At 50.5% G+C, this 18,421-nt stretch carries 21 protein-coding genes; all 21 read right to left on the minus strand.

What is annotated here, in order from left to right; all coding sequences use genetic code 11:
* Window position 1 precedes the first annotated feature (1 nt).
* Window positions 2-1,276, minus strand: coding sequence for a flagellar motor switch phosphatase FliY (fliY, locus tag D3P08_RS15475; RefSeq protein ID WP_119600599.1), 1,275 nt, complete (start codon window positions 1,274-1,276; stop codon window positions 2-4).
* Window positions 1,266-2,267 (minus strand): flagellar motor switch protein FliM, encoded by a 1,002-nt coding sequence (gene fliM, locus D3P08_RS15480; protein ID WP_119600600.1) that lies wholly within the window; start codon window positions 2,265-2,267, stop codon window positions 1,266-1,268. The genes fliY and fliM overlap by 11 nt, the downstream gene beginning before the upstream one ends.
* A gap of 36 nt (window positions 2,268-2,303) precedes the next feature.
* Window positions 2,304-2,768, minus strand: a complete 465-nt coding sequence (locus D3P08_RS15485; protein ID WP_119600601.1) for a flagellar basal body-associated FliL family protein — start codon at window positions 2,766-2,768, stop codon at window positions 2,304-2,306.
* Window positions 2,765-2,992 (minus strand): flagellar FlbD family protein, encoded by a 228-nt coding sequence (locus tag D3P08_RS15490; protein ID WP_119600602.1) that lies wholly within the window; start codon window positions 2,990-2,992, stop codon window positions 2,765-2,767. Before D3P08_RS15490 ends, D3P08_RS15485 begins: the two co-directional genes overlap by 4 nt.
* 61 nt (window positions 2,993-3,053) lie before the next feature.
* Window positions 3,054-3,866 carry a flagellar basal body rod protein FlgG gene (gene flgG, locus D3P08_RS15495; RefSeq protein WP_119600603.1) on the minus strand — a complete coding sequence of 271 codons (813 nt, stop codon included), beginning with the start codon at window positions 3,864-3,866 and terminating at the stop codon, window positions 3,054-3,056.
* An 86-nt stretch (window positions 3,867-3,952) separates the two neighbouring features.
* Complete coding sequence (locus D3P08_RS15500; RefSeq protein ID WP_119600604.1) at window positions 3,953-4,339, minus strand: TIGR02530 family flagellar biosynthesis protein; 387 nt, start codon at window positions 4,337-4,339, stop codon at window positions 3,953-3,955.
* Entirely contained in the window at window positions 4,336-4,839 is a 504-nt protein-coding gene (locus D3P08_RS15505) for a flagellar hook capping FlgD N-terminal domain-containing protein (RefSeq protein WP_119600605.1), read from the minus strand. Before D3P08_RS15505 ends, D3P08_RS15500 begins: the two co-directional genes overlap by 4 nt.
* 47 nt (window positions 4,840-4,886) lie before the next feature.
* A complete protein-coding gene (locus D3P08_RS15510) occupies window positions 4,887-6,266 on the minus strand; it encodes a flagellar hook-length control protein FliK (RefSeq protein WP_119600606.1) in 1,380 nt (459 codons plus the stop codon).
* Window positions 6,267-6,308: 42 nt separating this feature from the next.
* Complete coding sequence (locus tag D3P08_RS15515) at window positions 6,309-7,217, minus strand: magnesium transporter MgtE N-terminal domain-containing protein (protein WP_119600607.1); 909 nt, start codon at window positions 7,215-7,217, stop codon at window positions 6,309-6,311.
* 35 nt (window positions 7,218-7,252) lie between these two features.
* Window positions 7,253-7,699: a flagellar export protein FliJ gene (fliJ, locus tag D3P08_RS15520; protein WP_119600608.1), complete on the minus strand. Its 447-nt coding sequence runs from the start codon at window positions 7,697-7,699 to the stop codon at window positions 7,253-7,255.
* 5 nt (window positions 7,700-7,704) lie between these two features.
* The gene (gene fliI / locus D3P08_RS15525) at window positions 7,705-9,030 is read right to left on the minus strand and encodes a flagellar protein export ATPase FliI (RefSeq protein ID WP_119600609.1); all 1,326 of its coding nucleotides are present in this window, start codon (window positions 9,028-9,030) and stop codon (window positions 7,705-7,707) included.
* Window positions 9,017-9,856 carry a flagellar assembly protein FliH gene (fliH, locus tag D3P08_RS15530; RefSeq protein WP_119600610.1) on the minus strand — a complete coding sequence of 280 codons (840 nt, stop codon included), beginning with the start codon at window positions 9,854-9,856 and terminating at the stop codon, window positions 9,017-9,019. The genes fliI and fliH overlap by 14 nt, the downstream gene beginning before the upstream one ends.
* Entirely contained in the window at window positions 9,849-10,862 is a 1,014-nt protein-coding gene (fliG, locus tag D3P08_RS15535) for a flagellar motor switch protein FliG (RefSeq protein WP_119600611.1), read from the minus strand. Before fliG ends, fliH begins: the two co-directional genes overlap by 8 nt.
* 11 nt (window positions 10,863-10,873) lie before the next feature.
* Window positions 10,874-12,448, minus strand: coding sequence for a flagellar basal-body MS-ring/collar protein FliF (gene fliF, locus D3P08_RS15540; protein ID WP_119600612.1), 1,575 nt, complete (start codon window positions 12,446-12,448; stop codon window positions 10,874-10,876).
* A 42-nt stretch (window positions 12,449-12,490) separates the two neighbouring features.
* Complete coding sequence (gene fliE / locus D3P08_RS15545) at window positions 12,491-12,754, minus strand: flagellar hook-basal body complex protein FliE (protein WP_119600671.1); 264 nt, start codon at window positions 12,752-12,754, stop codon at window positions 12,491-12,493.
* A gap of 67 nt (window positions 12,755-12,821) precedes the next feature.
* Window positions 12,822-13,274 (minus strand): flagellar basal body rod protein FlgC, encoded by a 453-nt coding sequence (gene flgC / locus D3P08_RS15550; protein ID WP_119600613.1) that lies wholly within the window; start codon window positions 13,272-13,274, stop codon window positions 12,822-12,824.
* Window positions 13,275-13,277: 3 nt separating this feature from the next.
* The gene (gene flgB, locus D3P08_RS15555; RefSeq protein WP_119600614.1) at window positions 13,278-13,694 is read right to left on the minus strand and encodes a flagellar basal body rod protein FlgB; all 417 of its coding nucleotides are present in this window, start codon (window positions 13,692-13,694) and stop codon (window positions 13,278-13,280) included.
* A gap of 218 nt (window positions 13,695-13,912) precedes the next feature.
* On the minus strand, window positions 13,913-14,683 hold the full coding sequence (codY, locus tag D3P08_RS15560; protein WP_119600615.1) for a GTP-sensing pleiotropic transcriptional regulator CodY: 771 nt from the start codon (window positions 14,681-14,683) through the stop codon (window positions 13,913-13,915).
* A 26-nt stretch (window positions 14,684-14,709) separates the two neighbouring features.
* Entirely contained in the window at window positions 14,710-16,113 is a 1,404-nt protein-coding gene (hslU, locus tag D3P08_RS15565; RefSeq protein WP_119600616.1) for an ATP-dependent protease ATPase subunit HslU, read from the minus strand.
* A 144-nt stretch (window positions 16,114-16,257) separates the two neighbouring features.
* Window positions 16,258-16,800, minus strand: coding sequence for an ATP-dependent protease subunit HslV (gene hslV / locus D3P08_RS15570; RefSeq protein ID WP_119600617.1), 543 nt, complete (start codon window positions 16,798-16,800; stop codon window positions 16,258-16,260).
* A gap of 73 nt (window positions 16,801-16,873) precedes the next feature.
* Complete coding sequence (trmFO, locus tag D3P08_RS15575) at window positions 16,874-18,202, minus strand: FADH(2)-oxidizing methylenetetrahydrofolate--tRNA-(uracil(54)-C(5))-methyltransferase TrmFO (protein ID WP_119600618.1); 1,329 nt, start codon at window positions 18,200-18,202, stop codon at window positions 16,874-16,876.
* Window positions 18,203-18,421: the final 219 nt, after the last annotated feature.

Here is an 18,421-nt window from a genome sequence, read left to right on the forward strand (position 1 = left end):
TTTATTGTAATTTTTGAATGCGGTCCCACTGGCTAACGATATCCGTTACGCGCACGCCGAAGTTCTCGTCGATAACGACAACCTCGCCTTTGGCAATCAGTTTATTATTGACCAGAATGTCGACAGGCTCACCGGCCAGCTTGTCCAGTTCAATAATGGAACCTTGCGAAAGCTCCAGAATATCTTTAATTTGCTTCTGGGTCCTTCCTAATTCTACAGTGACTTTCAGCGGTATGTCGAGAAGTAAATTCAAGTTCGTGCCGTCATTCGACGCAAATTGCGGTTGGCCAAAATTTGCGAATTGAACTGGCTGCACATTGACGTTGCGATTCACATTTTGCTGCGGATACCCCGGCGGAGCATATTGGCCCGCATAAGGGTCGTATGCCGCTGCAGGCTGCCCGTATCCAGGATAAGGAGGCATTGGCGGCTGCTGCTGCATCGGCGGCGCCATGCTCGCTGCAGCCGTCTGCTGGGCTGCCGTATATTGCTCTGCTGCCGCAGCCGGAGCTGCCGCAGGAGCTTGCTGCGCTGCAGGCGGCGCCTCGACCGGCGCAGGTGATGGCGACGGTGCAGGCTCTTCCGCAGTCCCCATTAGAATGGATACCATTTGTTTGGCAAACGACACCGGAAGCAGCTGCATAATGGTCGAATCGATCAGATCGCCGATCGTCAAATGGAACGATATTTTGATAAACACATCCGATGGAGGAAGATGGCCCATGCCGTCTCCGTTATTCACATCCAAAATATCGATTCCCGGCGGCGAAATATTGACAAACCGATTAAAGATTGTCGACATCGAGGTAGCGGAAGAACCCATCATCTGGTTCATCGCTTCCTGAACGGCGCTAATATGAATTTCATTTAATTCTTCGTTAGATACGAGTCCTTCACCCCCAAGCATCAGATCCGCAATAACCTGAGCGTCTTTGGTTTGAATGACCAGAGAGTTAATGCCTTCAAAGCCGTCTACATACTGCACGCTTACCGCCACATGCGGCTTAGGGAACACATCCGCAAGCTCATCTCTCATCACAAGCGTAACCGTAGGAGTCGTAATGTCGACTTTCTTGCCTAGCAGGGTCGACAACGCTGTCGCCGCGCTTCCGAATGTGATGTTCCCGATTTCACCCAAAGCGTCCTGCTCGATGGAAGTTAAATAATCGGAAAGCTGAACTTCATCCGAAGGCGCTTGTCCGGCATCGGACTCACCCGAGGACTGACGGAGCAATGCGTCGATTTCCTCTTGCGACAAATAATCTTTACTCGTCATATTCTTCTACAGCTCCTTCGTTTACAATCTCATCCACCTGAACGGCCAACTTGTCCCTTACGGAACCCGGGCTTCCGATGAACTTAAGCTTATCGCCAATTTTTATCTTTAAACCTTCGTTTACGGGCTTATTGAGGTTCAATACATCGCCAACGCCTAAGGACAGAAATTCTTGAATCGTAATCGATGTTTCCCCAAGCTCTGCAACGATTGGCAGCTTCGCTTTATTTACACGCTGCTCGAGCACTTCAACTTCTTCTGGAATTCGTTCCTTCTTCTGCGAAACAAACCAGTGATGAACGGACAGCCTCGGCATAATCGGTTCAATGACGACATGCGGAATACATAGGTTGATCATGCCTGTCGTGTCACCGATCTTCGTGCTGAACGAGATCAGCGCGATCGTTTCGTTCGGAGAGACAATCTGCATAAACTGAGGATTCGTCTCCAGCGCCTCAAGTCTAGGCTGAATATCGATGATCGTCTTCCACGCTTCCTGCAGACTGTCTAACGTTCTGGAAAAAATACGTTCCATGACCGTCGTTTCAATCTCCGTCAGGTTGCTGATTTTTGCGGGGGCAACACCTTGTCCGCCAAGCATCCGGTCCAGCATCGCGTATGCGACGTTCGGATGGATCTCAAGCACCATTCGCCCTTCCAGCGGTTCAGCTTCAAATATGTTCAAAATCGTCATCTTCGGAATCGATCGGATGAATTCGTCATACGGCAGCTGTTCGACGTCGACGACATTAATTTGAACGAATGTGCGAAGTTGAGCCGAGAAATAGGTTGTCAAATATCGCGCGAAGTTTTCGTGAATCCGTGTCAAGCTGCGGATATGATCCTTGGAGAATCGGACAGCGCGCTTGAAGTCGTAAACACTGACCTTGCGCGATGTCTCTTCCTTCTTTAAATCCTCCGCGTCCATCTCCCCGGAAGATAATGCGGCGAGCAGTGCGTCAATTTCATTCTGCGATAAAACATCAACCAATTCTCTCACCTCCTTCGAGGAATATCTTCACCTGGATTAAATTTCCGTAATGATGAAGTTCGTGATTTCCACCTTAACGAGCTTACCGTCAGGCAAAACAGGGTTGATCAGCGTCAACAGCTTGGATTCAATCGCGTCTTCGCCAGCGGAACCGTTCAGCTCTTCCGCTTTCATATCCGCAAGCGTGCGGCTGACGATCGGCTTGATCTCAATTTCAAGAAGCTTGTCGAATTCCTCTTTTGTTTTTTTGGAATCCAATTGAAACGCAAAACTCATTCTTACGACATATTCAGGATCAAGCAGATTGCGTTGAAAATCTTTCAGTTCAGAGGTGACTTCTACGCGTTCGTCCGCTGAAAGCACTTCTATCTCTACCGGCTCGCTATTCGCCGCTTCTTCAGCAGGATCGCTAAACATCGTACGGAACAAAAAAATGGCCACGATTGCGATGAGCGTAATCGAAAGCAGAATCGTTATAAGCCAAGGCATCATCTTTTTCATGTCGAAGGACCCTCCATTTTATCACTCTTATGGGCCGCTGCAACGAGGCCAATTGTTTGAAGATACTGCTGATTGAGCGAAATAAGCTCTGCCGTCTTCTCCTTAACAACCAGCTTTTTGCCGGTCGTCAGCGTAATGACCGTATCAGCAGACTCTTCAATCAATTCAATAAGAAGAGCATTTATTGTAATTTTTGTTCCATTTAAACGCGTCACGGTGATCATCAATGAACCCCCCTTTTCATATAGGGGGGACTGACGCCCCCCGCTTACAGTTTACCTAGAATTAACGCTTCAGGTTGACAACTTCCTGCAATATTTCATCGGAAGTCGTAATAATTCTTGAATTCGCCTGGAAGCCGCGCTGCGCAACGATCATTTCGGTGAACTCCGCCGTCAAGTCAACGTTAGACATCTCCAGCTGACCGGAGATGATCGCGCCTGTGCCGGCTTCAGGATCGTTCGCTGTCAGAAGCTCGAATTCGCCGTCCGGATTCGCGTTAACGGTCATGCGGTACAGATTGCCGCCAACCTTCTCAAGACCGCTTGGGTTGACAACCTTCGCGATGGCAATTGGGCCGAATTCAGCTTGTCCGTCAGCTGTCACGCCCAGTATCATACCGTCTTGGCCGATCGTGAAAGCTGTAACCGTATCATCCAGCGTAATTGGCGCGCCGCCTTGATCAAGAACGAACATGCCGTCCGTAGTTACCAATTGTCTCGCGGCGTCAAGCGTGAAGTTGCCCGCGCGGGTCAGCATTTGCTCCGTTCCGTCTCCGGCCGATACGACGAAAAAGCCGTCGCCGTCGATACGCAGGTCGGTTACTTGGTTCGTCGTCATGGCGCTGCCTGCCGTATGAACCGTATCAATTGATGCGATCGATACGCCGAGACCGATCTGCTTGGCGTTTACGCCGCCGCTTGTGCCTGCTTCCGGTGCCGTCACGCCGGAAACCGTCTGGCTCAAAATATCTTGGAACATGACGCGTCCGGCTTTAAATCCAACCGTATTCACGTTTGCGATGTTGTTGCCGATTACGTCAAGCTTTGTTTGAAACCCTCTCATACCGGAAACGCCGGAGTACATCGATCTCAACATAGGTTTCTAACCTCCAAATGGTTTAATATCATGCGTTTGTTGCTTCAGTCGATCCGCAACAAAATGGCCTCCGTATAGGTCCAGCCTTACGATAAAATAATCGCACTGTCTATCTGAGTAAACACGTTGCTTTTCATTTGTTTGCCGTCCATTGCCGTAACAACCGTGCGGCTCGGGACGTTAACGATCATGGCAATATCTTTAAAAACGATCAAAGAGTCCTTTGCGCCTTTCGAAGCGGCGTCATCCACAGCCTTCATAATTTGAGATAAGGAGTCCGGCTGCAGCGTAATGCCTCTCTGTTCCATTCGAACCTCGGCATGATGGCTGAACTTCAGCACCTTCGATTCCAGCAAATCGCGGAATTCTGTAGACTGCGGCGCTCTGCCCATGCTGGTCTTTGCTGCTTTATCGTGCTGTAGAGGCGTCGTCTTTATCGGGAACAGGTGACCGATCTTCATCTTATCGCTCATGGTGTCTCCACCTCTTCCGTTCCTTCTTCTGTCTCTTCGGCCGATTCATCATCCTTTGCCGCAGGCTCGTTCTCCGAGATCGAAACGAGGTAATCGAGCGCAACCTCCTTGCCGCCGATCTTCGCGTATAGAACGCCGTCTTTGGACAGAATCGAATCGACTTTCCCGTTAACGGCTGTAATGCTGCCGCTTGCGTCGTACTCGTTCCACTCCACCCACTTGCCGATCAAGCTAGAGGCGGTGCCGATATTCTGCCGCAGCAGCGACAGCTCCGTGGACATGTTCATCAGCTGTTCAACTGAAGTAAACTGGGCCATCTGAGCAATAAATTCCTTATCCTGCATCGGCTGCATCGGATCTTGGTTACGCAGCTGCGTTACAAGAATTTGTAGAAATTGATCTTTGCCAAGCGCATCCGTATTTTTCTTAGCGGCCGCTGCCTGGACGTTGCTCTTGTCATAATTGGGCCAGACATTACGGGTAGAAACGCTATCTGCCATTTCTGTTCACCTCCTGCCTTTCACATCAACGCCATCAACCAATCCACCTAAGCTGTTTCATTAATGGCGCGGCCATAGCCTAGCCCTTGAATCGCAGCTTGCTCGACCATATCGGTCTCGAAAGCGTTATCGGTCACCTGCTTGCTGTCTTCTCTAAAGCCTTGACGGTTGCCTGACTGTCCGCCCTGATGGCCGTGGCCGGCATGCTGCTGCGTGAGACCGGACGCGTTTGGACTATGGGTAACCTCCAGCTTCTCGACGTTCAAGCCTTGCGCTTGAAGAGAAGCTCTAAGCTGTGCCATTTGATTATCGAGCATATCCTTCGCCATCGCGGTATCCGTCTGGAATACGGCTGTCAGAACGCCGTTTTGCATCGAAATACGGACGTCAACCTGACCCATATGCTCAGGGAACAGCATCAGTCTTGCCTCTGAAGCGCCGTTTAGCGTGCGGACATCAAACTTTTGAACGATTAACCCGTTCATTGTCTCCGCGAAATCTTCAGCCAGCACAAAGGTAGTCGGCGCCGCTTCTTTTCTGCCTAGAATCGAAGCAAACTCCTTTACGTTATCCGGAGTGATCAGCGTCATAGCCGGAATAACGGCGGGATCTTCAGAATGAACCGCAGCTCCTTCGCCAGAAAAAACCTGCTGCAGCGCATTCGTTTCATTTGTCATCTCGGCTGCCGCTGCGTTTATCATAAGGGGATGAACCGTTCGTTGAGACAAGCGCTCAAGGAATTGGACGGCGTCTTTCGAAGCCGAAGGCTGAGCGGTCAACCACGACGGAATTTGCGATGATGCGTTTTTCTCCTTCACTTCTTCCGTTCCAGTATCCTCGCTTAATACGGACGCTAGAGACTGAAGCTGATTCAGAATTAAAGCGAACGGCTCCTGTCCCTTTACCTGCTTGAAGACGCCTTGCTGCATCGCAGTCTGCAACTGCAGAAGAGAATCCTGCAGGCCAGCCTTCACTTGATGAATGGCCGCCGCTGCATCTGTATCGCCGTCTGCTTGTACAGCTGGCTGAGTCTGAGGAACGGGAATGCCGAGCAATGCAAGCAGTGCATTCAGAGCATCCAGCATCGACTGCAATTCCTCAAGCTGGCCGTCAAGCGCTTCTTCCGTTTGGCCGAGCGGCTCCAATTGATCCACCAGTCCATCGATCAACGATAAGAGGTCTTCCAAAGCAGGGGCAGCTTCGTTACCCGTTTGCGAGGCGATCGCTTCAAGCTTGGCGATTACGGCCGCAATACCCGTTCCGTCCGCTTGTTCAGCAGCAGGAGAGGCTTCGCTGCTCATTTGCTGGACCAGCACTTGCCGGAAGCCGCCTTCTCCTTCGGAAGCAGCCAACGCTTTAACGCCTTGAACCGTTTTTGCAGCGGCGGCCTGTCCAGGCGATACGACACCAGAATTGATCATTTCCATTTTTGTTTCACCTCCTTCCCCGGTTGCAGGAATGATTCCGCGTTAGGAGCCTGCCATAAGCTTGGACATGATTTCGGCTGCTGCCGTTTCGTCAATCGCCGACATTTCCGCGAGAATCGAAGAGCGGGTTGCATCATCCACCGAATTCAAAATCCGAAGCACTTTGCTAGGGCTGATATCCATCATTTTGATCAGCATTTCTCCGGCGCTTTTTGGAGCCATCGACGAGAACGTTGCGCCTAATTGCTCCTGATCCAAGGTCGAAAAGACCGGTTTGTCGGCACCAATTTCTTTTTTCGCTTTATCAAGCTGCGATTGGAGAGCGGCAATTTGCAAATCTTTTGCGCTTTCGTTGTCCTTCATCGCCATCGTCACTTCGGCGGCATTCGCGGGATCCATTTTTTCCATGATGCGCACGCGGTCGTCTGCCCGCATGGAAGAGAATAGCAGCACGATTTCCTCTGTCGTCATATTCTGAACGATCGGCGCCGCTTTGCTTGGCGTCATCTTCGTGAACATGCTGGCGAGCTCCGTAATTTTGGCCGCGTATTCTTCGTTCTCCAGCTTTTTCTCTTCAGTCTGCTGCTTCAGCATCGCGTTCTCATCCTGAAGCTCCTTAACCGTCGATTCCTGGGATTCCTTCGCGCTTGCCGCCTCAGCCAGCTCTTGCTTGACAGCGGCCAGCTCCGCTTCCAGCTCTTCGATTTTCTCCGACATCTTTATGCTGCGGATTTGATCGTCATCCATGGAATTGCCTTCAACTTTAGGCTCAGGCAATATATCCTTGACGACCGGAATCGATTGGCCGACTCCAAGAGCCCGGTTTCGGAAATCAGCGTCGAATAACGCAAGAAGCACGCCGAGCAGCACGATCACAAACAATATGGGAACCATGACGAACATAAACCGCTCAAATCCGTTGTAACCTTTTTCTACATCTGTATCCGCCAATTTCTTTCACTCCTCCATTGGGCGAGGGTCGGGCACTATGAGGTTGGCATGAGATATCGGGTTGTCGCCATTTCATCGAGTTCATTTTGCTCTTTTAATTGAAGCGCCTGTCTGAACCGATCAAAAGCGTGATCCTTCGCTTTGAGCCATACCTTCTCATCCTTCATTTTGTCCGCAAGCTTGGAACGGCTTTGCTCCACCGCGCGTTCAGCCTGCTTCCGATCCTTCATTTTGTTCTCAATACAAGTCTGCAAATGCGTGAGATAATCGCCCAACATCTGCAGATCAGCCAGAGGAACGCCAGACCGAGCCGCATCCTGGAGCTTCAGCTCCCATTCCGCCTTCGTGTCCATTAACTGCTTCAAGGATTGCTCCACTTCAGACAGCTTGGATAGCGCGCCGGATAGCAGCCACTCTGCCTGCGTCTTCTCGCTGGTTTTTAAATCAACAACCTTCTGGAAGGAATAATGAAAGGACGCCAATCTGCTCAACTCCCGATAAATTCATTGACCAACCGTTCTTGTGTTTCCTGCAAGTTTGCTTTTTCCGTCGTCTTCTGCCGCGTAAAAGAATGAATGGCATCGATAAATTGTAAAGCCATATCAATTTCCTGATTGGATCCTTGCTGGTACGCCCCAATATTGATGAGGTCTTCCGAATCTTTATATATAGATAAAAGTCGTTTCAAACGATTTGCGGCATCCTGCTGCTCTTCGGTCACAATTTCTTTCATTACCCGGCTGACCGAAGCTAGAACATCAATAGCCGGGAAGTGCCCTTTGTGAGCCAAATGCCTGCTAAGGACGATATGGCCGTCGAGGATGCCGCGAACGGCATCGGCAATCGGTTCATTCATGTCATCGCCGTCTACGAGCACGGTATAAAACGCCGTTATCGAACCAACAGGTCCCGTACCCGCACGCTCGAGCAGCTTGGGCAATGCGGCGAAGACGGAAGGCGTGTAGCCCCGGGTTGCCGGCGGTTCGCCGATGGCGAGACCAACCTCGCGCAGCGCCATCGCGTAACGAGTGACAGAATCCATCATAAGCATCACGTTCAAGCCTCTGTCGCGGAAATACTCCGCGATACTGGTCGCGATCAAAGCGCCTTTCATCCGAATAAGCGCAGGCTGATCGGATGTGGCGACGATGACGACGGATCTTGCCAGTCCTTCCGGACCCAAATCCTTCTCGATGAATTCGAGAACCTCGCGCCCGCGTTCGCCGATAAGCGCGATGACGTTGACGTCTGCCGATGTATTTCTAGCGATCATTCCGAGAAGCGTACTTTTACCTACACCCGATCCTGCGAAAATACCGACGCGTTGTCCTTGACCGACTGTCAACAACCCGTCGATCGCGCGAACGCCAATGCTAAGCGGCTCGGTAACACGCGGCCGATTGAGCGGATTGCTCGGCTCATTGTGCGTGGAGTAATGCTGCAGACGGCTCGGAAGACGCGATCCGTCAAGCGGGTTGCCTAAACCGTCAAGCACTTTGCCAAGCAGCTCGGAGCCAACCTGTACGGTTAACGGCTTTCCTGTGCCGACAACATCGCAGCCGGGGCTTATCGAATGGAGGTCGCCGAGCGGCATCAGAATAACTTTGTTGTTCCGAAATCCGACCACTTCCGCTTTAAGAGGCTTTGCGCTTTTAGCGGGATAGATATAGCACAGATCTCCGATACTCGCATCCGGCCCTTCGGATTCAACGGTCAGCCCGATGACTTGCGTCACTTTGCCGTTAACTCGGACTGGGTCAAGAGGACGAAGATGCTCAAGATATTTGCCGATATCTATCTTAATGGCGTTCATCGTCATAACCTCTTTCATCGCTGCTTTGATGAGCAAGGGCGGTCAGCTCCCGCTTAATTTCGGATAGCTGCGTGTCGATCCGGGCGTCAATGCTGCCGAAGGCGGAGCGAATGACGCAGCCGTTATCCTTAATCGTCGAGTCCGGCAAAATTTGAAGCTCGGCCTGCGAATCGATGGCTGTATGAAGCTCCTCGCGCGCCGCTTGCACAAAGGCGAGCTGCGACGGGGCGACGCAAAGCGTAATGACGCCCTGCTCTCGCCTGCGGGATAAGGCTTTCCGAATGAGATCAAGCGCGATATTCGGCGCTTCAGTCAGCTGCTGACCGATAATTTTTTCGGCGATTGCGCAGCTCAGCTCTACGAGAAAGGGCTCGGCCTCCTGAATAATCTGTTCCCGGGTCGTATAGGCTAACTTCAGCACTTCCGACGCTTCGGACAGTTTGGCCTGCCATTGCTCGTGAAGCTCCGCCTCGGATGCGGCTGCACCTTCAGCATAGCCTTGCTCATAACCGGCTTGTCTGGCGGCTTCCGCGAGTTGCTCGTCTTCGCTGCGCTTCTCAAGCCACCAGACTTCGATCTGCGCTTCGGCGTCCGCAAGCATCTTTTCACACTCTTGCGCCGCTTCCTGCAGCCTGGACTCGGCGAATTGCTGAGCGTCTTCTAGTATTTGATCCCGAAGAGAGATGGTCTCTTCATCCGGCCCAGCCGGCTCATGCTGCTCATCGCTGACAGATAGCCCGCTTAAGCTGGGATAAGGGTTCATCCACGTCAGCTGCTTCAACTGTTCGATCGGAATGACGCTGGACGATTTGATCAAATTAGACAATGATATCATCTCCTCCGCCGCGCGCGATGATGATTTCGCCCGATTCCTCTAACCTGCGAATCGTAGCCACGATTCGGGTTTGGGCTTCTTCGACATCACGCAGCCGGACAGGTCCCATAATATCCATTTCTTCCTTGAAGGAATCCGCCATGCGCTTCGACATGTTGCGGAAGATCGCCTCGCGAACTTCTTCGCTGGCCACTTTGAGGGCAAGCTGAAGATCCGCGTTTTCGATATCCCGGATGATGCGTTGAATGGAACGGTTGTCGATATTGACAATATCTTCGAATACAAACATCCGTTTCTTGATTTCTTCCGCAAGCTCGGGATCCTGAATTTCGAGCGCATCGAGAATCGTACGTTCTGTACCGCGGTCTACGCCATTCAAGATTTGAACGATCGAGTCGATACCGCCTGCATTTGTATAATCCTGCGTAACGGTAGCCGACAGTTTTTGCTCCAGCACTCTCTCGACTTGCGTTATAACCTCCGGAGACGTGCTGTCCATAAGCGCGATTCGTCTCGCGATATCGGCCTGCTTATCTTGCGGCAGCGAGGATAGAATCTGAGAGGATTGATCCGGCTGCAGATAGGAGAGCACGAGAGCGATCGTTTGCGAATTTTCATTTTGTATAAAGTTCAAAATTTGCGTCGGCTCTGCCTTGCGGGCAAAGTCGAAAGGTCTGACTTGCAGCGTTGCGGTTAAGCGATTGATCACCTCAAGCGCTTTTGATTCGCCTAACGCCTTCTCCAAAATATCTTTCGCATACGTTATACCGCCTTGCGAAATATATTCTTGGGCCATACAGATTTGATGGAACTCGCTCAATATCAGTTCGCGGTCATGGCTGTCGACCTTGCGGACGTTCGCAATTTCAAGCGTGAGCTGTTCAATCTCTTCGTCCCGCAAATGCTTGAATATTTGAGCCGATACTTCAGGACCTAGCGTGATTAATAAAATTGCCGCCTTCTGCCGGCCAGTTAGTGGTTGCAATGTTCGTGACAATTCCAGCCCCCCTATTCATCAGCAAGCCAAGTACGAAGAAGGTTGACGAATTCGTCAGGTTTGCGTTTGGCAAGTGTTTCAAGATTTTTACGCGCTTGGCTTTCGTTGCTGACGCTTTCCAAATCAAGCGTAGGGTATTCCACTTTCGTAGCAGGCTCAGGCATGATCGCCTCTTCGATTTCAGCCTGCTTCCGTCTGCGTACGAGCATGAACGCAAGACCGCCGATTACTGCGAGCGCCGCTGCGCCGATACCGACTACCCACGCCGTAGAAAGTCCGCCAGAAGCAGCGCCTGCCGCATCTTCCGCAAAATTCCTGGCAATGAGTGAAACTTTTTTGTTGATCAGCTCGTCATCATTAACATCCTGACCCGAATCGGCAAGCTGCGAACGAACCAAGGTTGTTAAGTAGTTCATGATCGAATTTCTTGATTCTTCGTCATTTAGTTGCGCGGCCTCGATGCCGATACTGATGGAGAGATCTTTCAATACATATGGAGATGATTGGATACTGTTCTTGATCCGGTCAAACTCGTAGTTGCGCACCGCGGAGCTCGACTCCGAAGAGCTGTTGCCCTGATTGGCCGCTTCGTAGCCCGGAATATCCGTCTCGCCGGTACCGGCTACCCCGCCAGCTTCACCAGCAGTGCCGGTCGCCGTCGTGTTGTTCGTCTCTTCGCTTACGATAATGCCGTTATTGTTGTTATTTTCTAGCGGTCTGACAAGGTTTTCCTCGGTATGCTTCTTATCGAAATTCATGCTGCTCGATACGCTGACGACCAGATTGTCGCTGCCGACAAGCGGACCAAGAAATTGCTGGATATTCTTTTTCAGCTCCGCTTCGTATTTGTTTTGAATCTGAAATTGAAGCTCGACAACATCCGCATTCCCTGTTCCGATTCCCCCCGCTTGCGAAGAAAGCAGCTCGCCTTGCGGGCTGGAGATCGTAATATCTTCGATTGCAAGATCCGAAACCGTCGCCTGAACGAGATTGTAATATCCGTCGATTTCCTTTTGGGACGGCCGGTATCCCGGTTTAAACTTCATGACGATCGCTGCGGAAGCTTTCGTTGTGTCATCAGGCGTAAGAAAGACGCTTTCTTCTGCGGCGTTGATTAACACTTTCGAGCTTTCAACCCCTTGCAGGCCGTTGAGCAGCTTCTGAACTTCGCCGTTGAGAGCGTTCTGGTAAATGACGTTGAATTCATTTTCCGTTGTGCCTAGCTGTGATGAATTCGCACTAAAAACTTCAAATCCGATGGAACCGTTTTGCACCAAGCCTTGAGAACCGACGTCCACCTTTACTTTGGAAGCGACAGCGCTCGGCACCATAATGCTCGTCCCGCCCGCTCCAAGCTTATACGGGATGCCGTTTCCGTCCAGATAGCTCATCACTGCCGCTGAATCCGTCGCGTCTAGGTTTTGAAACGCCAATTCATATTCCGTTCGAGTGAACACGATTGTTAACAGGATAATCGTTAACAATAATCCGCTAATCGAAGCCCCCAACCATATTTTTTGTTTTTTGCCCATTTGGCCCCAGAATAGCTTTAACCGCTCGCTATATTGGGCGAATCTCTCGTTCACAGTTTCACCTCACCCAAAGACTTTGCTAAGAATAAAGTACGTTTAAATCTGCATCCGCATAATTTCTTGGTAAGCCTCAACAACCTTGTTGCGGATTTGTGAGGTAAATTGCAAACTAAGCTGCGCTTGTTCCGATGCGATCAGGACCTTTGTGACGTCGACTTGGCCAACTAAGTATTGATCGTTTAGCTTATGAACGTTTTTCTCCTGCGCGCTTACGCTATCAAGGGCCGTTTGCAGGTACTGTCCAAAGCTTTGTGTGAGCTCAGCCGGAGTTTTCTGCTGGGTCGGCTTCGTCTGTAACATATTTGCAGGGGCTGTCTGGCCCAGGTTCAACGATTGAATCACGTAATCTCCTCCGGTAACTTATGGATTATGGTTTTCCGATTTCAAGCGCCTTAACGAACATCGATTTAGTCGCGTTAAGCGCCGTTACGTTAGCTTCATAGGATCGGGACGCCGATATCATATCGACCATCTCCTTCGCGACATCAACGTTCGGCATATTCACATAGCCGTTCTCGTCTGCGTCGGGATGAGTCGGATTATAAACAAGCTTGCTCGGCGATTGGTCCTCTTGAATTTTTGCCACTCGAACGCCTTTCGCCGCGCCGCCATTTTCCATTTGCTTGGAAAGCATGCTTGAGAAAGATTGAGCGGTTGGCTCGAGCACAACAAGCTTGCGCTTATAAGGCTCGAATTTGCCGTTCACGAAGCTTCCTCTTGTCGTCTCCGCGTTGGCGATATTGGATGAAATGACGTCCATTCTCAATCTCTGAGCCGTTAGAGCGGACGCGCTTATATCAAAACCATTGGACAGCCTCATCGATTAGCCTCTCCCCTCAATCGCAGTTCTCATCATACTAAAGTCGTGGTTAATCTGCTGAATGTAAAAATTGTAATTGAGCTGGTTCTTAGCGAGCAGCGACATCTCCCGATCGATGTCGACATTATTCTGGTTGTTGTTCATGGCTGTCGTATGGTCAGTTGTGACCTTTGTCACAGGCAATCTGGCGGCATTTGCGCCTATAGCAATATGTTTGCTATGGCTCGTTCGTCCTGCTAACTGCAATTGGCCGCCTGCTCCCATCGATTCTTCCAGCAATTGCTCGAATAAAACTTCCGACCTTTTAAAATATGGCGTCTCAGCATTTGCAATATTGTTAGAAATGACACGTTGTCTTGTTTCTGCCGCGAAAACCGCCGCTTCCATCCGGTTAAATGACGCGCTATTCAACAATTTCATGTAGTTTCACCACTTTCACTTTGAAAATCATATTTTACGTATTCAACAGATTATCCTACTTTCCTTCTTCATTCGACATAAAAACATTAAAAAAATGAGATGACTTTGTCGATTTGCGCTACAACGAATATCTTCATCAATTTCCTAAAAGTTTACAATAAGAAAAAAGCCCTATCTTTGTTGACAAGATAGGACTTTTTTAATATATAGGCATTTGCCTATGATTTCATTTTCTCCAGCTCCTGCAGCAATTGCTGATTAAGGATCCGAATGTATGTGCCTTTCATGCCGAGTGATCTTGTTTCGATCACGCCGGCGCTTTCAAGCTTGCGCAATGCATTAACAATGACGGAACGGGTAATGCCTACGCGGTCGGCGATTTTCGATGCGACCAGCAGCCCTTCTTTGCCGTCCAGCTCTTCAAAAATATGTTCAACCGCCTCAAGCTCGCTGAAGGACAAGGATCCGATCGCAACCGAGACAACAGCCCGGCTTCGCACTTCCTGTTCGATCTCCTCTGCCCTCTCGCGCAGGATTTCCATTCCGACAATCGTCGAGCCATATTCGGCCAGCACCAGATCATCGTCATTAAACGTTCTGGACGCGCGTGTCAGCACAAGCGTCCCTAACCGGTCTCCGCCGCCGAGAATTGGCACAACCGTCATAAACTCCTGGTCGCCTAGCTTGCCGAACGATTGGAACATTCCCGGCTCCGGCGTCACATTCGTCATCGATTCGCCCGTCAATAAAAAATCGGCGTTCGTCTCCTGCGAAAACCGAAGCTCGTCCCCAGTTAGCGTACGCAAAATATCATGTTCGTGAATATCCAAGGCCGCGCAGCCAAGAATCTTGCCCTTTCGGCTTACGACGAATACGTTGCCCTGAATTGTGGAGCAGAGCACCTCCGCCATTTCCCTAAAGCTGAGCGCCTTGCCGGCCGCTCGTTGGAGCAGCCGGTTCAGCGTTCTTGTTTTATTCAATAAGCTCATTTCCTATTGCCTCCCAGAAATTGCCGCTACAAAATATATTGACTTAAATCGCGATCCTTTGCAATACCGCCCAGCTTCTCACGCACATATTCCGGGGTAATGGTCATTTTTTCGAGCGAAAGCTCCGGCGCTTCAAACGACAAGTCTTCAAGGAGCTTCTCCAATATCGTGTGCAGCCTGCGCGCGCCGATATTCTCCATATTGCGATTCACATCAGCCGCAATGGACGCCAGCTCGCGAATAGCCTCAGGGGAAAATTCAACCTCGATCCCTTCCGTTTGAAGCAAAGCCGTATACTGCTTCGTAAGCGCATTTTTCGGCTCGGTCAGGATGCTAATGAAATCATCCAGACTTAAGCTTGTTAATTCAACACGGATCGGGAAGCGGCCTTGCAGCTCCGGAATCAGATCCGACGGTTTGGCGATATGGAAAGCGCCGGCGGCAATAAACAAAACATAGTCCGTTTTTACAGGACCGTATTTCGTCATCACCGTCGAGCCTTCTACGATCGGAAGAATGTCCCTCTGCACGCCTTCTCTGGATACATCCGGACCGGAGCCTCTTGAAGGACTGGCGATTTTATCGATCTCGTCGATAAAGATAATCCCGCTCTGCTCAGCACGTCTTACCGATTCCGTAATGACGTCATCCATATCGATCAGCTTGTTCGCTTCTTCCTGAATCAACGCTTTGCGAGCTTCCTTTACAGGCAGCTTCCGTTTCTTCGGCCGCTTCGGCATCAGCTGGCCGAATAGCTCCTGCATATTCATGCCCATGCCTTCCGGACCTTGGCCCGACAGCATATCGAGCATATTTGGCGCCGTGTCTTCCACTTCAATCTCAATCATTTCGTTCTCAAGCTTCCCCGCCGCCAGCTGTTCGCGAATTTGCGCTCTCTTCAGCTGTAGAGACTGGTCTTTTTCCTTATCCTGCTCTTCATCCTTGTCTTCATTGTTGTTGCCGCCAAAAAGCATTTCAAACGGATTTTTGTTTGCTTTTGGCTTAACGGCCGAAGGGGCGAGCAGCAGCACGATCCGCTCGTTGGCGAGCTTCTCCGCTTTATCTCTTACTTCCTCTGTTTTTTCTTCCTTCACCATTCGAATCGCGGTTTCCACCAGGTCGCGTACCATTGATTCAACGTCGCGGCCGACATAGCCGACTTCGGTAAATTTAGTCGCTTCCAGCTTAACGAAAGGCGCTTTAACCAGTTTTGCCAATCTGCGGGCAATTTCGGTCTTGCCGACGCCCGTTGGTCCGATCATTAAAATATTTTTCGGCACGATCTCGTCACGGATCGCTTCGTCGAGCTTGCTTCTGCGATAACGATTGCGCAGCGCGACTGCAACCGACCGTTTCGCGTCCTTTTGGCCAACGATGTACTTATCCAATTCCGCAACAATTTGCCGCGGTGTCAGAGCGTCATTTCCCATAACCCATCGCCTCCGTTATCTTTATTTACTCCATTCCTTCTGATAAGCGATATAAAAAGTCACGGCTTTCGGAACAAGTTTATTTATTCCGCAAGCTTGCAAATGCCAATCCATAAAAGGCTTCTATAAGGGGAAGCTTACAATTTAAATCTCTTCAACAATAATATTATGATTGGTATATACGCAAATTTCCGCCGCGATATTGAGCGACGCTTTTGCGATTTCTTTCGCTTCCATGCCGGAAGCGTGGCGGACAAGCGCTCTTGCGGCAGACAACGCAAACGTGCCGCCGGAACCGATCGCCAAAATACCGTCATCCGGTTCGATAATTTCGCCGTTGCCTGAAATCAGCAGCAAACCGGTTTTGTCCATGACCAGCATCATCGCCTCAAGCTTGCGCAGGACGCGGTCGGAACGCCAGTCCTTCGCCAGCTCGACAGCCGCTCTTTGAAGATTGCCGTGATGCTCCTCGAGCTTCGCCTCGAATTTTTCAAATAACGTTATCGCGTCCGCCACAGAACCCGCGAAGCCCGCCACAACTTGACCGCGATACAGCCTTCTAACTTTTTTCGCGGAGTTTTTCATCACCATACTATTGCCGAACGTCACTTGGCCGTCGCCCGCGATCGCGCCTTTGCCGTTATGTCTAACCGCGCAGATCGTCGTCGCATGAAACTGCATTTCCATGTGGGTAACCTCCTTAAAAGTTTTGCGGAGAAAAACTTGCTTCGTAAGTGTCCGTAAACATAGAACCACTAGTTTACTGTACGGCGGAAGATGATAAATGTTCCTGTTTAAATTGTTCTATGCGGTCTAACGCGCGATTAGCAATCGCTTCGTTTTTTTCTTGTTTATTGCGAATCTTTTTTTCCAATGGGGGAAATAACCCGAAGTTCGCATTCATCGGCTGGAAATGTTTGAAATCTGCAGTTGTTATATAATGCGCCATACTGCCAAGCGCCGTTTGCTCCGGAAGCACCACTGGCTCTAGTCCTTTCGCGAGTCTCGCGGCATTCAAGCCGGCGATTAGACCGGAGGCCGCAGATTCGACGTAACCTTCCACACCCGTCATTTGGCCCGCAAAAAACAGCGTCTCTCTTTGACGAGTTTGATAAGTCGGCTTTAACAGCTTCGGCGAATTAATAAACGTGTTTCTGTGCATGACGCCGAAACGGACAAACTCCGCATTTTCGAGCCCCGGAATCATCGAGAATACGCGCTTTTGCTCGCCCCATTTTAGATGCGTTTGGAAGCCTACCATATTGTAAAGCGTGCCGGCCGCATTATCCTGACGAAGCTGAATAACGGCGTACGGCAGCTTGCCCGTGTGCGGATTTACGAGTCCGACCGGCTTCATCGGACCAAACAGCGCCGTTTGTTTCCCGCGCCGCATCATCACTTCGATCGGCATACAGCCTTCGAAATAGATCTCTTTCTCAAATTCCTTGAGTTCGGCAGTCTCAGCGGATATCAGAGCATCGTAAAAGGCGTTAAACTCTTCTTCTGTCATCGGACAGTTTAAGTAAGCCGCTTCGCCTTTATCATATCGGGATGCCAAATACACTTTGCTCATATCGATGGAATCCTTTTCGATAATCGGCGCAGCCGCGTCATAGAAATAAAAATATTCCTCGCCAAGCAATTCTTGAATCTGTTTGGACAGATCAGGAGCGGTCAGCGGGCCCGTCGCAATTACCGTAATGCCCTCCTGCGGAATTTCGGCAACTTCTTCATTCCTCACTTCAACCAGCGGATGTTCATGCAGCCTGCGGGTTATCTCGCCGGAGAACCCTTCCCGATCGACGGCTAACGCGCCGCCTGCCGGTACGGCATGCTTATCCGCGCTGCTCAAAATGATCGAATCCAGGCGGCGCATTTCCTCTTTCAGCACGCCGACCGCATTCGTCAGCCCGTTCGCACGCAGGCTGTTGCTGCATACGAGCTCCGCGAATTGATTTGTATGATGAGCCGGAGTTTGCCTAACCGGGCGCATCTCATATAAAACAACGGGCACGCCCTGGGACGCGATTTGCCATGCGGCTTCGCTTCCGGCCAAGCCTGCTCCGATGACTGTAACTTTTTGTGTCAATTGCGTTCATTCCTCTCCATGATCAAAGTCCACCTACAGAGTTTTCGAAGCCACCCAAGCCCTCAGTTACCCAGATCCTTAAGAGCTTACGAACCTCCCAAACCCTCAGTTACCCAGATCCTTAAGAGCTTTCGAACCCACCCTAACCCTCAATTTCCCAGATCCTTAAGAGCTTTCGAACCCACCCAAACCCTCCCTTCCAAGGGAGGGCCCCGAGGG

Origin of the sequence: Paenibacillus nanensis (genome assembly GCF_003583765.1) — a bacterium.
GTDB classification, from domain to species: Bacteria; Bacillota; Bacilli; order Paenibacillales; family Paenibacillaceae; genus Pristimantibacillus; species Pristimantibacillus nanensis.

What these genes read in the sequence shown, in the direction of transcription:
- hslV (WP_119600617.1), bottom strand. Translation starts at nt 16,800, where the DNA reads ATGGAAATGCAGTTTCATGCGACGACGATCTGCGCGGTTAGACATAAC.
- hslU (WP_119600616.1), bottom strand. Translation starts at nt 16,113, where the DNA reads ATGGGAAATGACGCTCTGACACCGCGGCAAATTGTTGCGGAATTGGAT.
- D3P08_RS15490 (WP_119600602.1), bottom strand. Translation starts at nt 2,992, where the DNA reads ATGATCACCGTGACGCGTTTAAATGGAACAAAAATTACAATAAATGCT.
- fliY (WP_119600599.1), bottom strand. Translation starts at nt 1,276, where the DNA reads ATGACGAGTAAAGATTATTTGTCGCAAGAGGAAATCGACGCATTGCTC.
- codY (WP_119600615.1), bottom strand. Translation starts at nt 14,683, where the DNA reads ATGAGCTTATTGAATAAAACAAGAACGCTGAACCGGCTGCTCCAACGA.
- fliI (WP_119600609.1), bottom strand. Translation starts at nt 9,030, where the DNA reads ATGAACGCCATTAAGATAGATATCGGCAAATATCTTGAGCATCTTCGT.
- D3P08_RS15500 (WP_119600604.1), bottom strand. Translation starts at nt 4,339, where the DNA reads ATGAGCGATAAGATGAAGATCGGTCACCTGTTCCCGATAAAGACGACG.
- fliE (WP_119600671.1), bottom strand. Translation starts at nt 12,754, where the DNA reads ATGTTACAGACGAAGCCGACCCAGCAGAAAACTCCGGCTGAGCTCACA.
- flgC (WP_119600613.1), bottom strand. Translation starts at nt 13,274, where the DNA reads ATGAGGCTGTCCAATGGTTTTGATATAAGCGCGTCCGCTCTAACGGCT.
- D3P08_RS15510 (WP_119600606.1), bottom strand. Translation starts at nt 6,266, where the DNA reads ATGGAAATGATCAATTCTGGTGTCGTATCGCCTGGACAGGCCGCCGCT.
- D3P08_RS15485 (WP_119600601.1), bottom strand. Translation starts at nt 2,768, where the DNA reads ATGAAAAAGATGATGCCTTGGCTTATAACGATTCTGCTTTCGATTACG.
- D3P08_RS15505 (WP_119600605.1), bottom strand. Translation starts at nt 4,839, where the DNA reads ATGGCAGATAGCGTTTCTACCCGTAATGTCTGGCCCAATTATGACAAG.
- flgB (WP_119600614.1), bottom strand. Translation starts at nt 13,694, where the DNA reads ATGAAATTGTTGAATAGCGCGTCATTTAACCGGATGGAAGCGGCGGTT.
- flgG (WP_119600603.1), bottom strand. Translation starts at nt 3,866, where the DNA reads ATGTTGAGATCGATGTACTCCGGCGTTTCCGGTATGAGAGGGTTTCAA.